Origin of the sequence: Sphingobium sp. LF-16, assembly GCF_003711185.1 — a bacterium.
GTDB classification, from domain to species: Bacteria; Pseudomonadota; Alphaproteobacteria; order Sphingomonadales; family Sphingomonadaceae; genus Sphingobium; species Sphingobium yanoikuyae_A.
Window position 1 is genome coordinate 1,281,805 of record NZ_CP029335.1, and the last position, 16,386, is coordinate 1,298,190.

Here is a 16,386-nt window from a genome sequence, read left to right on the forward strand (position 1 = left end):
GGCAAAGGTGCCTTTCCGGTTCAGAGATTGGGGAGGTCGGCAAATGTCGGCGCCGCACGACGCGTGCAGCGACCCATGCTTATTGATGACCGTTCAGATAGTGCATTTGCAGGCCCTCCCGAAAAACTGGAGTTCCGGCATCATCCCTTGCGTGGGAAATCGTTGCTGCTGTCGCCCTCACGACGGCAAGGCTTTTTCCGGGCACAACACCCACCATTGTGCGCGTTCATTGCGCTAGAACTGATGGGCGTGAAATTTCCACCATATGTTTCGAAATATTTTTGAAATAAAATCGGATTTACCGGCATATAGCGGAAAAATCGGGTTGGCTCGTTGTTGCGCGTATCGGCCGGCAAACGCCTTCCCTCGGGTGATGCCGGACAGGCCGAAAACAGGGGATTCCATCGATGAGCGATAACGCAAAGCAGGGGGTGACCCGGCGGGAGTTCGCGGCGTCGGCCATGGCCGGTGCGGCCTTGGTCGCGGGTGCCGGGCCGGCCTCCGCCCAGGCGGGCAATGCGCCGGCAAAGCCCGGCAAGGCGGCGATCGAGCCAACCAGATTGGTTAGCACGGGCGAAACGCTGCGGCCTGAAATCGTCGGCCAGTTCGGCATCGTCGCGGCCGGGCGTCATTATGCCGTGGCGGCGGGGACGCGAATCCTGCTGGCCGGCGGCAATGCGACCGACGCGGGCGTGGCGGCGGTCTTTGCCGCGGCCGTGACCGAGATTTCGCATTTCGGCTTTGGCGGCGAAGCGCCGACCATCATCTATGACGGCAAGACGAAGAAGGTGTCGCTGATCAGCGGCCAGGGCGTCGCGCCGGGGCTGGCCACGCCCGACAAGTTCGCCGATGCCGGCGTCATTCCGGGCAATGGCCCAAATGGCGGCACCGTGCCGGCGATGGTCGATGCGATGGCGCTCGCGCTCCAGCTCAACGGCACGATGGGGCTGCATGAAGTGATGCAGCCCGCCATCGAGCTGGCCGACGGTTTCGTCATGTATAATTTCCTGGCCGAAGTGTTCGTCAGCCAGCAGAAGGCGACGTCCAAATATAAGGACGCCTACGACGCCTATTATCCCGGTGGCCAATTGCCCAAGACCGGGGAGATTTTCCGCCAGCCCAACCTCGCCCGCACGATGCGGATCATTGCCGACGCCGATGCCGCCGCGTTCAAGAAGAGCGGCGATCGCAAGGCGGCGATCCAGGCCGGGCGCGATGCCTTCTACAAGGGGGACATCGCCCGCCGGATCGGCGCCGCGATGGAGCGGGACGGCGGCCTGATGCGCTACGAGGATCTGGCCAAGTACAAGGGCAAGGTCGAGGCGCCGGCGATGACCAGCGTCTTTGGCTATCAGGTCTGCAAGGCGGGTTTCTGGAGCCAGGGGCCGGCCATGCTGATGGCGCTCAACATTGCCGAGGCGGCCGGGATCGCGACCATGGAGCCGGGCTCCGCGCCCTATCTCCACACCGTTGCCGAGGCGATCAAGCTCGCCTTCGACGATCGCAACATGTATTTTGGCGACCCCGAGTTCGCGACGGTGCCGATGAAGGGGTTGTTGTCGAAGGACTATGCGGCGCAGCGGGCGAAGCAGATCGGCCCGCGTGCCTCGCTGGAGCATCGCTTCGGCAATCCCTGGGCATTCGAGGGCAGGGCGCGGACCACGCCCCAATTCACGCCGCATATGCTGAAAGCCCCGCCCAAGCCGACCGCCGACACGACCGCGATCGAAGTGGTGGACAAGGATGGCAACCTCTTTTCCTGCACGCCCAGTTCCGGCTGGATGCTGGGCGGCGCCTATATTGCGGGCGACACCGGCGTGCCGATGAGCAACCGCCTGACCGTGTTCGATCTTGATCCGGAAAGCCCCAATGTCCTGGTGCCGGGCAAGCGGCCGCGCACGACCCTGTCGCCATCGATGGTGCTCAAGGACGGCCAGCCCTATCTGGCGATCGGCACGCCGGGCGGCGACAATCAGGATCAGCAGATCATGAATGTGCTGCTGCGGGTGCTGGCCTTTAACCAGCCGCTCCAGGCCGCGATCGAGGCGCCGCGGATCAATTCCAATCATTTCCACGGCTCCTTCGGCATCAAGAAGGATGAGCCGGGCGTGCTGGAAATCGAGGATCGCGTGCCAGAGGCGGTGCGCGACGATCTGGCCGCGCGCGGTCACAAGCTGGACGTGCTGGGGCCGTTCGCGGTGTCGACCGGCATCGTCGCTACCGGCGTGGTGCCGGGCAGCGGTACGCTGCGCGGTGGCGCGGATGTGCGCCGCGAACGCTATATATTTGGTTGGTAAGGGGATCGATCCGATGAAATCTGCCTTCAAGCTTCTGTCGCTGGCCCTGTTGTCGGCCGGCGCCGTCCAGGCCTATGCCCAGCCCGCCAATCTGCCCCCGCCCGGCGGTGAGACCCCGATCGCCTTCGATGTGCATGAAGGCACGTCCATGGCGGTGTCGGTATCGCCCGACGGCAAATGGCTGGCGGTCGACCTTCAGGGGAGCCTCTGGATCATCCCGACCAGCGGCGGCAAGGCGAAGCGGATCACCGACTATTTCAACGATGCCCGCCAGCCGGTCTGGTCGCCCGACGGTTCGCGCCTCGCCTATTTTTCCTATCGCGACGGCAATTATGATCTCTGGACGATCAAGCCGGACGGCAGCGACATGCGCAAGCTGACCGAGGGCGCCTATGATGATCGCGAGCCGGTCTGGTCGCCCGACGGCCGGACGATCGCCTTCTCGTCCGACCGCAGCGGCAATTACGACATCTGGACGCTCGACATCGCCAGCGGCGCGATGAAGCAGGTCAGCAGCAACGGGCGCGAGGATCGCATGCCCAGCTGGTCGCCCGACGGCGCGCGCATCGCCTATTCCGGGACGGATGGCGCCAAGACCGCCCTTTATGTCACGGCCCTCGCCGATGGGCAGGAAAGCCTGTTGAAGCAGGTGCAGGGCAAGATAGATGCGCCGTCCTTCGGCCCCGGCGGCGAGCTTGCCTATGTGGTGCAGGATGCGCAGGGGAGCCGTCTCGAAGTCGATGGCAAGGCCGTCAGCGGCGCCGAGAATGTCTTCCCCTTCCGTGTATCCTGGGGGAAGGGCAGTTACTATTATGTGTCCGACGGTAAGATCCGCAGCCGCAAGGGCACCAGCCTGTCGACCGTCAACTTCGCTGCCACGCTGGAGGTGGTGAAGCCCAGCTACGCCCGCGCCAAGCGCGACTGGGATTCGACTGCGCCGCGCAAGGCGCTGGGCATTGTCCACCCGACCCTGTCGCCAGATGGCAGCCGCATCGCCTTTGCCGCGCTCGGCGATCTCTATGTCATGTCGTCCAAGGGCGGGGTGCCGGAGAATCTGACCAAGGATGGCGCGCTCGACACTGATCCGGCCTGGTCGCCCGATGGCCAGAGCCTGGTCTATACCTCCGACAAGGGCGGCGGCCTGCCACAGCTGTGGATCCGCGACATGAAGACCGGCAAGGATCGCCGGCTGACCGACATCGACACCCAGCCGCTGGGTGCCGCCTGGTCGCATGACGGCACGCGGATCGCCTATATCGATGTCGACGGGCGCTGGGGCGTTGCCGGCCTGTGCGTGGTCGATGTCGCGACCGGCAAGATCACCCGCCTTCAGGGATCGCTGGGCCAGCCCGGCAGCCCCAGCTGGTCGCCCGACGGCAAATATGTTGCCATCCCGCTATCCTACAAATATTCCAACAGCTTCCGCGAGGGCACCAACCAGGTCTACATGGTGCCGACCGATGGCGTGGGCAAACCCTTCTGGCAACTGCCCGAACCCAATATGTCGATGGATACCCGCGCCGGCGGCGGCCCTGCCTGGTCGCCCGACGGGACGAAGATGGCCGCCATCTATGAGGGGCTGCTGAAGATCTGGCCGGTGGCCGCCGACGGCAAGCCGCTGGGGCCGCCGCGCTCCTACACCTCCGACATCTCCTATTTCCCGAGCTGGGCCGGCGATAACAAGACGATCCTGTTTCAGTCGGCCGACAAGCTGAAGTCGCTCGACACCGAAACCGGTGCGATCACCGACATTCCGCTGGACCTGACCTATCGCATCGCCAACCCGACCGGGCGCACCGTCATTCATGTCAGCAATCTGGTCGACTCCGTCCATGACGTGACCCAGCATGACAAGGATATCATCGTCGACGGCCATCGCATCGCCGAAATCCGCGACCATGATCCCGCGCTTCATCAGGCGGAGCATTTCGTCGACGGCACCGGCCTCACCGCCATTCCCGGCCTGATCGAACATCATTCCCATGCCCAGAAGGATTTCGGCTCCAATCTGGAACGGGCCTGGCTTGCCTATGGCATCACCACGGTGCGCGATCCGGGTACGCAGATCTATGATGCGGTGGAGGATCGCGAGGCGGCGGAATCGGGCGTGCGCCTGTCGCCGCGCCTTTATGTCGCCGGGCCGCTGCTCGAATGGCAGCGCGTCTATTACAAGATGGGCGTGGCGGTCTCCAGCCCGGCCCATCTGGAGCGGGAATTCACCCGCATGCGCGCGCTCCATTATGACATGATCAAGAGCTATGTGCGCATGCCCGACCTGTTCCAGCGCCAGATCGTGCGTGCCGCCCATGAGATGGGCATACCGGTCAGCGGCCATGAAATCTTCCCGGCCGCCTTTTCCGGCGTGGATGGCACCGAGCATATGGGCGCGACCAGCCGGCGCGGCTATTCGCCCAAGCAGGGGCCGCAGGGCATGGCCTATGAAGATGTGATCCAGCTTTTCGGCCGCAGCGGCCGGACCCTGACGCCGACCCATTTCGGTGCGATGACGCCCTATCTGGCCAAGCATCCCGGCTACAAGGACGACCCGCGCCTCAATCTCTATCCGGTCTGGGCACGCGAAACGATCACCGAAGCCGATCCGATGGCCAGCATGCTGCGCCCGTTGCTGGAGGGGCAATATAAGAGCCTGAAGAAGATGTATGATGCCGGCACGCTGGTGACGGCTGGCACCGACACGATGATCGCCAACAATCTCCATGCGGAGATTTCCTCCTATGTCGACGCGGGGCTGACGCCGTTCCAGGCGCTCCAGACCGCGACCGTCAATTCGGCGAAGGATCTGAACCTGGATGCGGGCACGCTGGAGGCCGGGAAGCTGGCCGACATCGTGCTGGTCGACGGCGATCCGCGCGCCGACATTGCCAACACCTTCAAGGTGAAGAAGGTGATGATGAACGGCGTCATCCATGACGTGGACGACATCGTCGCCGGCGGCATGCGGAAATGATCCGGCGATTGCCGTTCGCTTTCGATTGACCTGAGCCGTCGGACTGCTGCTATGGGCGTATCCAAAGGGGCGCCATGCGAATTGTCATCATCGACGACAGCGGATTGAGAGCGACGGTCCTGGAAGAAGGGCTGCGTGAGGCGGGCTATGACGATATTCATATCGTCCCGCCCCGCGGCGCCTTCGTTGCCCGGCTGGAGCGGATGGCGCCCGATGTGGTGCTGATGGATCTGGGCAGCCCCAGTCGCGACACGCTGGAGGAGATGCTGACGGTCAGTCGTGCGCTTGCCCGGCCGATCGCGATGTTCGTCGATCAGTCCGATGATGCGATGATCGGCGCGGCGATCGATGCGGGCGTATCCGCCTATGTCGTCGATGGCCTGCGCAAGGAACGGGTGAAGCCAGTGCTGGAACTGGCGGTACGGCGCTTCAATGCCTTCGCCCGCATGCAGTCGGAACTGGACGAGGCGCGCACCGCGCTGGCCGACCGCAAGGTCATCGACCGGGCGAAATCGATCCTGATGAACCAGCGCAGCCTGTCCGAGCAGGATGCCTATGCGCTGCTGCGGTCGAGCGCGATGAACCAGGGCAAGAAGATCGTGGATGTGGCGCAGGCGCTGATTACCGCCAGCGACCTGTTGGGAGGGGGCATATGAGCGAGTTGCTGCGGATAGCCTTTCTGCCGCTGACGGACGTGGCCGTGCTGGCGGTCGCGCGCGAACGGGGCTTTGCCGAGGAAGAGGGGATCGCGCTCGATCTGGTGCGGACCACCAGCTGGGCGACGCTGCGCGACCGGCTGGTCTATGGCCAGGTGCAGGGCGCGCAGATGCTGGCGCCGCTGGCCGTGGCGGTGACGCTTGGCCTCAGCCAGCAGCCCGCCGCACTGGCCGCGCCTTACAAGCTCAACGTCAACGGCAATATGCTGGTGATGGCACCGGACTTCGCCAAGGCACTGGAACCGGACATCGCCCGGCGGCTCGCTGATCCGCTGGGCACAGCCCATGATTTCGCCGCCGCGATCGGGCTGTGGCGGCGCAAGCCGGTGATCGGTGTCGTCCACCGCTTTTCCAGCCATGCGATCATGTTGCGCTATTGGCTGGCGAGCGCGGGCATCGATCCCGATCGGGATGTCGTGCTGCGCGTGCTGCCGCCCTCGCTGACGGTCGAGGCGATGCGGGCGGGTGAAATTGACGGCTTCATCGCCGGCGAACCTTGGGGCAGCGCGGCGATCGAGGCCGGGCTGGCTGAAACCGTCGCGATCGGCGAACGCATCTGGCAGCGCGGCGTGGAAAAGGTTCTGGCCTTTCGTCAGGACTGGCTGGAGGCGAACCCGGAAACGGTCGATCGCTTGCTGCGCGCGCTCGCCCGGTCGGCCGCCTGGTGCGACGATCCGGCGCATCATGAGGCGCTTGCCGATCTCCTGTCCGACCCCCGCTATGTCGATCAACCGGCCGAGTTGATCTTGCGCGCACTGTCGGGGCGGATCGTGGCGCGCCGCGGCGACGTGCCAATCGCCAATCCCGACTTCATGCTGTTCGCGCGCGAAGCCACCGCCTTCCCCTGGCGCAGCCAGGCGCTGTGGATCTATTCGCAGCTGGTCCGCTGGGGCATGGTGGCCCATGATGCCGAAACTGCGGCGCGCGCCGCCGCCGTCTTCCGACCGGACATCTTCCGCCGGGCGCTGGCCGATAGCGGCCTGCCGATGCCCGGCGCGAGCATGAAGCTGGAAGGGGCGGTCACGACCCCGATGCCGGTCGGGGCGCATCGCGGCGACCTGACGCTTGGCCCGGATCGCTTTTTCGACGGGCGAATCTTCGACCCCGAACGGATCGAGGATTTCCTGCGGGATTCTGCGCCGCTCCGTTGAAATGAAGGGCGAATTTGTGCCTTGCAACATAATGCATTCTACGGGATAAGATAAGCGATCGCGCGACGAGGCGCGTCCAGACGAATGCGCCGTCCCAAGGGTGGGATCGCCATTCCATCCATTTTTCGCAGCAAAGCCGCTGACCGGACCACGCCATGAGTGCGCGCGTCCGGCCTGCGGCTTTTTTCGTTTCCAGTTCCATTGGTTGGGGGACGCATCATGGCTACTGCTTATTGGGACCGCGAAGGGGAGGCCGCATCGGGCCCCGCCACGACAAGCTTCTGGAAGGCCGGCCACGCGCCGACCCTGATTGCCGCCTTTCTCTATTTCGATCTCGCCTTCATGGTCTGGGTCTTGCTGGGGCCGCTGGCGCCGATGATCGCCAAGACGCTGGCGCTGACGCCCGCGGAAAAGGGGCTGATGGTGGCGACACCGACGCTCGCCGGCGCGCTGCTTCGCGTCGTCAACGGCCTGCTGGTCGATCGCATCGGCCCGAAGCGGTCGGGCGCGATCAGCCAGATCATCGTCATCGCCGGCCTGTTCCTGGCCTGGCTGATGGGCGTCAACAGCTTCGGCGGCACATTGGTTCTGGGCGTGATCCTGGGCTTTGCCGGCGCCAGCTTCGCGATCGCGCTGCCGCTCGCCAGCCGCTGGTATCCGCCCGAGCATCAGGGCAAGGCGATGGGCCTTGCCGGCATGGGCAATTCGGGCACGGTGCTGGCCTCGCTGTTCGCGCCGATGCTGGCCAAGGCATTTGGCTGGAATGCGGTGCTGGGTCTTGCCTGCATCCCGCTGTCGATCGTTTTCGTCGCCTATATGATCATGGCCAAGGATGCGCCCAATGCGCCGCCGGCCAAACGGCTGGTCGATTATTTCGAGCCGCTCAAGACGGCGGACGCCTGGTGGCTGATGGCCTTCTATGCCGTGACCTTCGGTGGCTTCGTCGGGCTGGCGGCATCGCTGCCCATCTATTTCACCGACCAGTTCGGACTGACCCCGATCATCGCGGGCTATTGCACCGCAGCCTGCGTCTTCGCCGGGTCGCTGGTACGGCCGATGGGCGGCGCGCTGGCGGATCGGATTGGCGGCGTGAAGGCGCTGATGATCGTCTATGTCGTCGCGGCGCTGGCGCTGGCCGGCGTGTCGCAGGCGACGACACTGGCCAGCGCGCTGGCCCTGTTCGTCCTGGCCATGCTGGCGCTGGGCACCGGCAACGGTTCGGTCTTCCAACTGGTGCCGCAGCGTTTCCAGGCGGAAATCGGCGTGATGACCGGCCTTGTCGGCATGGCCGGCGGCATTGGTGGCTTCTACCTCGCCAGTTCGCTCGGCCTTGCCAAGCAACTGACCGGCAGCTTCGCGCCCGGCTTCCTGATCTTCGCCGGTCTTGCCGTGCTGGCCCTGCTGGGCGTGGCGCTGGTCAAGGCGAAGTGGCGCGCCAACTGGACCAGCGGCGCCCGCATCTGAGTTGGAGAGGAGGGCGGCGGCCTCCTTCTGAGGACTGCCGCCCCGAACCACGCTCTTTCCGTCCGAGGGGGGACGATCATCCATGAAATATCTTCTCGCAACGACGGCCGCGCTGGCCGTCGCCGGGCCTGCTTGTGCCCAGCAGATCGAGCTGAAACCCGTCGCCGAGGCGCGGCTGCGCTACGAACATGTCGATCAGGATGGCCTGGCGCAGCAGGCCGATGCGCTCACCGTCCGGGCCCGCGCCGGCCTGACGGCCAGCAGCGGCGCGCTGTCGGCGACATTGGTGGGGCAGGGGACATTGGCGGTCATCGACCGTTATTTCGACGGTTTCGACAATGCAGCGACCAAGCCGCTGGTGGCCGATCCGCAGAATGTCGCCCTCTATATCGCCCAGTTGCAATATCGGACCAAGTGGCTGACCCTGACCGGCGGACGGCAGAAGATCGTGCTGGATGATGAGCGCTTCGTCGGCAATGTCGCCTTCCGCGACAATGGCCAGACCTTCGACGCGGTGCGTGCCGAACTGACCCCGGCCCAGGGGCTGAAACTGGATGTTTCCTATGCCTGGAGCGTACGCACCATCTGGGGCTTTCAGGGCAAGGGCGCGCGCCAGCAGGCGATCAGCGGCGACAATATCCTCGCCAATCTCTCCTATGCCACGCCGCTGGGTATGCTCAGCGGCTTTGCCTATCTGGTCGATCAGGACGAGGCGGCGGTGCAGGCCTATCGCCTGTCGAGCCAGACCTATGGCGTGCGCCTGGCGGGCAACCAGCCGCTCTCCAAATTTGCGAAGTTCGCCTATCAGCTCAGCTATGCCCGCCAGTTGGATTATCACCGTAATCCCAATGACTATGCCGCCGATTACTGGCTGGCCGACGCCACGCTCGACCTGCACGGCTGGAAGCTCAATGCCGGCTATGAGGTGCTGGGCGCCAGCCATGGCGCTGCGCTCACCAGCTTCCAGACGCCGCTCGGCACCAATTTCAAGTTCCAGGGCTGGGCCGACAAGTTCCTGACCACGCCCGCCAACGGCATGCGCGACCTCTATGTCGGTACCGGCTATGGCTGGAAGCAGGTAGGGCCGCTGTCGGGGGTCGCGCTAGCCGCGACCTGGCACCGGTTCGAAAGCGATCGGCTCGACCAGCATTATGGTAATGAGTGGGATCTGATCGCATCTGCGAAGCTGCGCAGGACCGCCCTGTCGGTGCGCTACGCCCATTATGATGCGCGGGCGATGGCGAGCGATACCGAGAAATTGTGGCTTCAGGCCGACTGGAGCATCTGATTGAAAAGCCATGAGAGGAATCGCTTGAGCGTTCGGGCGATTCCCCATATGCTGCACTGCAAGGGACAAGGATGTCCCGCTTCACATCGCTGCGACGGTTCAGGGTAGGATCGGCAAGGCACTAGATGATGGCAAAGCCGCCATCCAGACTCTCGGGTTTCAATCCCCGAGGGTCTGGATGGCGGCTTTTTTCTTTTCTGGAGTAACGGGGATGGACTTTCAGGACGGGATCGACCCGGTCACGCAGGATGAGGACAATGTCCTGCCGCCTTTGGGGCAAGCACGCGAGCATCTGGTCGTCATCGGCAACGGCATGGCCGGCTGCCGCGCGGTCGAGGAATTGCTGGCGCGGGATGCGGGACGCTATCGCGTCACCATCTTCGGTGCGGAACCCTATGTGAACTATAACCGCATCATGCTCTCGCCGGTGCTGGCAGGTGAAAAGACGTTCGAGCAGATCGTCATCAACGACGCCGCCTGGTATGCCGACAATGGCATCGAACTGATCGCCGGCGATCCGGTAAAGGCCATCGATCGCGCCACGAAGACCGTTTCCAGCCAGTCGGGCCGCACCATCGGCTATGACAAGCTGCTGATCGCGACCGGCTCCGATCCGTTCATTATTCCCGTGCCCGGCAAGGATCTGCCCGGCGTCATCAGCTTCCGCGACATGAAGGATGTCGACACCATGCTCGCCGCCGCTGCCGATGGCGGCAGCGCGGTGGTCATCGGCGGCGGCCTGCTCGGCCTCGAAGCCGCCCATGGCCTGACCCTGCGCGGCATGAAGGTGACCGTCATCCATCTGATGGACACGCTGATGGAGCGGCAGCTGGACGAGGCGGCCGGCTGGCTGCTCAAGACCGCACTCGAAGGACGTGGCCAGACCATCCTGACCGGCGCCAATACCGAAGCCATTTATGGCGATGGCAAGGTCGAGGGTGTGCGGCTGAAGGACGGCCGCGAAATCCCGGCCAGTCTGGTGGTGATGGCGGTCGGCATCCGCCCCGCGACCGCGCTGGCCCGCGACGCCGGCCTGGCCGTCAATCGCGGCATCCAGGTCGACGATCATATGGTCACCAGCGATCCCGACGTGCTGGCGGTCGGCGAATGCGTCGAACATGACGGCAATGTCTATGGTCTGGTCGCGCCGCTGTGGGACATGTGCCGCAGCCTCGCCGACGGCCTGACCGACCAGCCTTCGGGCTATAAGGGCTCGGTCACTTCGACCAAGCTCAAGGTCGCGGGGCTGGACGTCTTCTCCGCCGGTGACTTTTCCGGCGGCGAGGGGTGTGAGGATATCGTCCTGCGCGACGCCTCGCGCGGCGTCTACAAGCGGGTCATCGTCAAGGACGACAAGCTGATCGGCGCGGTGCTCTATGGCGATACCGTCGATGGCGGCTGGTATTTCGATCTCCTCAAGCGCGAGGAAAATGTCGCCGACATGCGCGACATGCTGATCTTCGGCCAGGCCTTCGCCTCGGGAGGGGGCGCGCTGGACCCTAAGGCGGCCGTTGCGGCGCTCTCGGACGAAGCCGAGATTTGCGGCTGCAACGGCGTCAGCAAGGGCCAGGTCGTTTCCTGCATCGCCAAGGGCGCGCACAGCCTGGATACGGTCCGCGCCACCTGCAAGGCGTCGGCCAGCTGCGGTAGCTGCACCGGCCTGGTCGAAACCCTGCTCGCGCTGACGCTGGGCGACGATGTCCAGTCGGGGCCGAAGACGATGTGCAAATGCACCAGCTTCACCCATGATGATGTCCGTCGCGAGATCGTCGCGCAGGACATGCGCTCGATCCCCGAAGTCATGCAGAAATTGAACTGGTCGACGCCGGAGGGCTGCTCCTCCTGCCGCCCCGCGCTCAATTATTATCTGCTCTGCGCGCTGCCGGGCGACTATCAGGACGACCAGCGCAGCCGCTTCGTCAACGAACGGATGCACGCCAATATCCAGAAGGACGGCACCTATTCGGTCGTGCCGCGCATGTGGGGCGGGCTGACCAACCCCAGGGAACTGCGCGCGATCGCCGATGTTGTCGAGAAGTACAACGCCCCGATGGTCAAGGTGACCGGCGGCCAGCGGCTCGATATTTTCGGCATCAGGAAGGAAGACCTGCCCGCCGTCTGGGCCGATCTCAATGCCGCCGGCATGGTGTCGGGCCATGCCTATGGCAAGTCGCTGCGCACGGTGAAGACCTGCGTGGGGTCGGAATGGTGCCGCTTCGGCACGCAGGATTCGACCGGCCTTGGCGTCAAGATCGAGCATATGACCTGGGGCTCGTGGATGCCCCACAAGTTCAAGATCGCGGCGTCGGGCTGCCCCCGCAATTGTGCGGAGGCGACGATCAAGGATTTCGGCGTGGTCTGTGTCGACAGCGGCTACGAACTGCATGTCGGCGGCAATGGCGGCATCCATGTCCGGGCCACCGACCTGCTCTGCAAGGTCGCGACCGAGCAGGAGGCGCTCGATTATTGCGCCGCCTTCATCCAGCTCTATCGCGAGGAAGCCCGCTATCTGGAGCGCACCGCGCCTTGGATCGAGCGCGTCGGCGTCGATTATGTGAAGGGCCGCATCGTCGCGGATGATGTCGGCCGAGAAGCGCTGCGCGCCCGTTTCCTCTTCTCGCAGCAGTTCATGCAGGACGATCCCTGGGCGCGTCGCGCCGCCGGCGAGGACGCCGAACTGCACCAGCATCTGGCCGAAGTCCGCCCAATGGAGACGCTCGCATGATCCCGAACACCCAAGTCGGCACCTGGCTGGACATCGGCCCCGTCGATCAGATCTCGCCCGGCAATGCCCGCACCCTGCCGGTGCGCGGCGGCGAGGAAATCGCCATCTTTCACACGCAGGACAATCAGTTCTACGCGCTGGTCAACAAGTGCCCGCACAAGCAGGGGCCGCTGAGCCAGGGCATCGTCCATGGTTCGGTCGTTGCCTGCCCGCTGCACAATTGGAACATCTCGCTCAAGACCGGCAAGGCGCTGGGCAGCGATGAAGGCTGCGTGCCCACCATCCCGCTCAAGGTGGAGGCGGGCCGCATCTTCCTGCTGCGCGAGGCGGTCATTCCCGTGCCCAGCGCGGCAAAGGCGGCCTGATGGCACAGGCGATCCGCACCACCTGCGCCTATTGCGGCGTCGGCTGCGGCATCGCCGCCACGCCGACCGGGCCGCGCTCGGTGATCATCAAGGGGGACGAGGCGCATCCGGCCAATGGCGGACGCCTCTGTTCCAAGGGCACGCATCTGGGTGAGACAGTGGCGCTGACCGGCCGCCTGCTCCACCCGATGATCGGCAAGCGCCGCGCCAATTGGGACAAGGCGCTGGATCTGGTCGCGAAGAAATTTCGCGAGACGATCGAGCGCCATGGCCCGGACAGCGTGGCCTTCTATGTCTCGGGCCAGTTGCTGACCGAGGATTATTATGTCGCCAACAAGCTGATGAAGGGCTTCATCGGGTCGGCGAACATCGACACCAACAGCCGCCTGTGCATGTCGAGCGCGGTCGCCGGCCATAATCGCGCCTTTGGCGAGGATGTGGTGCCGGCCAGCTATGACGATCTCGAGGAAGCCGACCTCATCATCCTTGTCGGCTCCAACACCGCCTGGTGCCACCCGATCGTCTACCAGCGTATTCAGGCGGCGCGGGCCGACCGCGGCACCAAGCTGGTCGTGATTGATCCGCGCCGCACCGAAACCTGCGAAGGCGCTGACCTTCATCTGCCGATCCGGCCCGGCAGCGACGTCGCGCTGATGACCGGGCTGCTCGCCTGGTGCGACGCACAGGGCGTGACTGATCCGACCTATCTGGCCGATCATGTGAACGCGCCCGACGGATTCTGGGATCATGTCCGCACCGGCCATGACCTGTGGACGACGGCCCAGGCCTGCGACCTCGACCCGGCGCTGCTGAAGGCCTTTTTCGAGCTGTTCGCGGCGATCCCGCGCACCGTCACGCTGTTCAGCCAGGGCATCAACCAGTCGATCCGCGGCACCGATCAAGTCAATGCGATCATCAATGTCCATCTCGCCACCGGTCGCATCGGCAAGCCGGGCGCGGCGCCCTTTTCCATCACCGGCCAGCCCAATGCCATGGGCGGGCGCGAGGTTGGCGGGCTGGCGTCCACGCTCGCCGCGCATATGGACTTTGCGCCGGAAAATGTCGCCCGCGTCGGCCGCTTCTGGGCTGCGCCACAGATGGCGAGCAAGCCGGGGCTGAAGGCCGTCGACCTGTTCCGCGCCATCGATGAAGGCCGGATCAAGGCCCTCTGGATCATGGCGACCAATCCCGCCGTCTCGCTGCCCGATGCCGGCCGGGTGCGTGATGCGCTGGAGGCGATCCCCTTCCTCGTCGTGTCGGACATCATCGCCGACACCGACAGCAGCGCCCATGCCCATGTCCGCCTGCCGGCCGCCGGCTGGGGCGAAAAGGATGGCACGGTCACCAATTCGGACCGCACCATCAGCCGCCAGCGCCCGTTCATGGCATTGCCCGGCGAGGCCCGGCCCGACTGGTGGATCATCACCCAGGTCGCCCGCCGCATGGGCTGGAAAAACGCCTTTGCCTATGATCGGCCGGCTGACATCTGGCGCGAACATGCGCGCCTGACCGCCTATCAGAATGAGGGGCAGCGGCTGCTCAACCTGCGCGCGCAGGCGGCGATCGGCAACGATGCCTATGACGCGATGGACAGTTTCCGCTGGGGCGAAGCGCCCTTTGCCGACGGGCATTTTCCGACCCCGGACGGCAAGGCGCGGCTGGTGCTGACGAAGCAGATGGATTTGCAGGGGCCGCTGCGTGACTGGCCGCTGACGCTCAACACCGGCCGCTATCGCGATCAATGGCACACGATGACCCGTACGGGTCTGGCGCCCAAGCTGGCGCGCCATCGTGAGGAGCCGCAGGTCGAAATCCACCCGCAGGATGCCGATGCGCTGGGCCTGGCCGATCGCGATCTGGCGCGGGTGTCGACCGCGCAGGGCAACAGCCTTTTCCGCGTCAGCATCAGCGACAGCCAGCGGCCGGGCGAAATCTTCACCCCGATCCACTGGACCGATCAGATATCGAGTGGCGGGCGTACCGGCCTGCTACCGCGTCCGCTGGTCGATCCGCATTCGGGCCAGCCCGGCTTCAAGTCGACCCCGGCCGCGGTCGAGAAGGTCTCGACCCAATGGCAGGGCTTCCTGATCCTGCGTGGGCAGGAGCCCGCAAAGCTGCCCTGCCTCTGGGCGACGCGGGTCGCGGTGCCGGGCGGGGCGCTCTATGAACTGGCCGGCAATGGCGATGCCGCCCGACTGGAAGCCTGCCTGCCCAGGGGCGAGCGGGTCGAGGCGATCGATCATGTGCGCGGCAGCCGACGGGTCGCGATCATCCAGGACGGCCGGCTGGCCGGCGTGCTGTTCGTCACCCGCACCGGCCTGTTGCCCTCGCGCGACTGGCTGATCGGCCAGTTGGCGGCCGACGATGTAGGCGCCACCGTGCTGGCCGCCCGCGGGCCGGGTAGCCAGCCGGACAAGGGCGCCACCATCTGCGTCTGCTTCGATATCGGCCTCAACCAGATCGTCGCGGCGATCCGCGATCAGAAGCTGGTCGACGTGCCTGCCATCGGCAAGGCGCTGGGCGCGGGCACCAATTGCGGTTCCTGCCGCCCCGCCATCGCCAATATCCTGGCCCAGACCTCGCAGGAGACATTGCATGCAGCCGAATGACCTCATCGCGCCGGGTGACGTCTGGCTGGTCGGTGCCGGGCCGGGCGATCCCGACCTGCTGACGCGCAAGGCCGAAAGGCTGATCCGCGCGGCGGACATCATCTTCCACGACGCGCTCGTCGGGCCGGGCATATTGGACCTCATTTCCGATCATGCCGAACGGGTCAGCGTCGGCAAGCGGTCGGGCCGCCATTCGAAGGATCAGCAGACGATCGACGAGATGCTGGTGGAGGCGGCGCTGGCGGGCAAGCGGGTGGTTCGGCTGAAGGGCGGCGACCCGGCGATGTTCGCCCGTTCGACCGAGGAAATGACGGCGCTGCGCGCGGTCGGCGTTCGCGTTCGGATCTGCCCCGGCATCACGGCGGCCAGCGCCGTCGCGGCGTCGGCGGGCATTTCCCTGTCGCTGCGCGGCATTGCGCGCCGGGTCCAGTTCGTGACGGCGCACAGCCGCCGGGGCCAGGCGCTGGATCTGGATTGGGATGCCCTGGCCGATCCGGCCTGCACCCTGGCCGTCTATATGGGACGCGAGGCCGCCCCGGAACTCAGTCGCGCGCTGATCGCTGCGGGCCTGCCGGGCGCGACCCCGGCGCTCATCACCTGCGATGCTTCGCTGCCGCAGGAACAGCAGTTGCGCACGCGCCTCGATCTCCTGCCGCTGGTGACGCAGGCTTTTGCCGATGATCGCCCGACCCTGATCCTGATCGGCGAGGCGGTGGCTCAGGCCGACATGGCCATGGCTGGCGGGACAGAGGATGTCCGACGATCGATGCTGTCGCGCTGAAGCAGTAACAGCGACGCCGTAT

Annotated in this window: 10 protein-coding genes; all 10 read left to right on the forward strand. The window is 65.3% G+C overall.

Annotation, left to right across the window (positions count from 1 at the left end; translation table 11 throughout):
- The first annotated feature begins 407 nt into the window (after positions 1-407).
- Positions 408-2,297, forward strand: a complete 1,890-nt coding sequence (locus DIZ22_RS06070; RefSeq protein ID WP_122928042.1) for a gamma-glutamyltransferase — start codon at positions 408-410, stop codon at positions 2,295-2,297.
- Positions 2,298-2,310: 13 nt separating this feature from the next.
- Positions 2,311-5,265 carry an amidohydrolase family protein gene (locus tag DIZ22_RS06075; protein ID WP_048936515.1) on the forward strand — a complete coding sequence of 985 codons (2,955 nt, stop codon included), beginning with the start codon at positions 2,311-2,313 and terminating at the stop codon, positions 5,263-5,265.
- Between the two features lie 74 nt (positions 5,266-5,339).
- Positions 5,340-5,921, forward strand: a complete 582-nt coding sequence (locus tag DIZ22_RS06080) for an ANTAR domain-containing protein (protein ID WP_010339138.1) — start codon at positions 5,340-5,342, stop codon at positions 5,919-5,921.
- Positions 5,918-7,132, forward strand: a complete 1,215-nt coding sequence (locus DIZ22_RS06085) for a CmpA/NrtA family ABC transporter substrate-binding protein (protein ID WP_048936514.1) — start codon at positions 5,918-5,920, stop codon at positions 7,130-7,132. Before DIZ22_RS06080 ends, DIZ22_RS06085 begins: the two co-directional genes overlap by 4 nt.
- A gap of 219 nt (positions 7,133-7,351) precedes the next feature.
- On the forward strand, positions 7,352-8,596 hold the full coding sequence (locus DIZ22_RS06090) for a nitrate/nitrite transporter (RefSeq protein ID WP_048936513.1): 1,245 nt from the start codon (positions 7,352-7,354) through the stop codon (positions 8,594-8,596).
- An 82-nt stretch (positions 8,597-8,678) separates the two neighbouring features.
- Positions 8,679-9,884 (forward strand): hypothetical protein, encoded by a 1,206-nt coding sequence (locus DIZ22_RS06095; RefSeq protein WP_048936512.1) that lies wholly within the window; start codon positions 8,679-8,681, stop codon positions 9,882-9,884.
- A 211-nt stretch (positions 9,885-10,095) separates the two neighbouring features.
- Entirely contained in the window at positions 10,096-12,609 is a 2,514-nt protein-coding gene (gene nirB / locus DIZ22_RS06100) for a nitrite reductase large subunit NirB (protein WP_048936511.1), read from the forward strand.
- Positions 12,606-12,974, forward strand: coding sequence for a nitrite reductase small subunit NirD (gene nirD / locus DIZ22_RS06105; RefSeq protein WP_004212514.1), 369 nt, complete (start codon positions 12,606-12,608; stop codon positions 12,972-12,974). Before nirB ends, nirD begins: the two co-directional genes overlap by 4 nt.
- Positions 12,974-15,583, forward strand: coding sequence for a nitrate reductase (locus tag DIZ22_RS06110; protein ID WP_048936510.1), 2,610 nt, complete (start codon positions 12,974-12,976; stop codon positions 15,581-15,583). The genes nirD and DIZ22_RS06110 overlap by 1 nt, the downstream gene beginning before the upstream one ends.
- Positions 15,570-16,364 (forward strand): uroporphyrinogen-III C-methyltransferase, encoded by a 795-nt coding sequence (cobA, locus tag DIZ22_RS06115; protein WP_048936509.1) that lies wholly within the window; start codon positions 15,570-15,572, stop codon positions 16,362-16,364. Before DIZ22_RS06110 ends, cobA begins: the two co-directional genes overlap by 14 nt.
- Positions 16,365-16,386 lie beyond the last annotated feature (22 nt).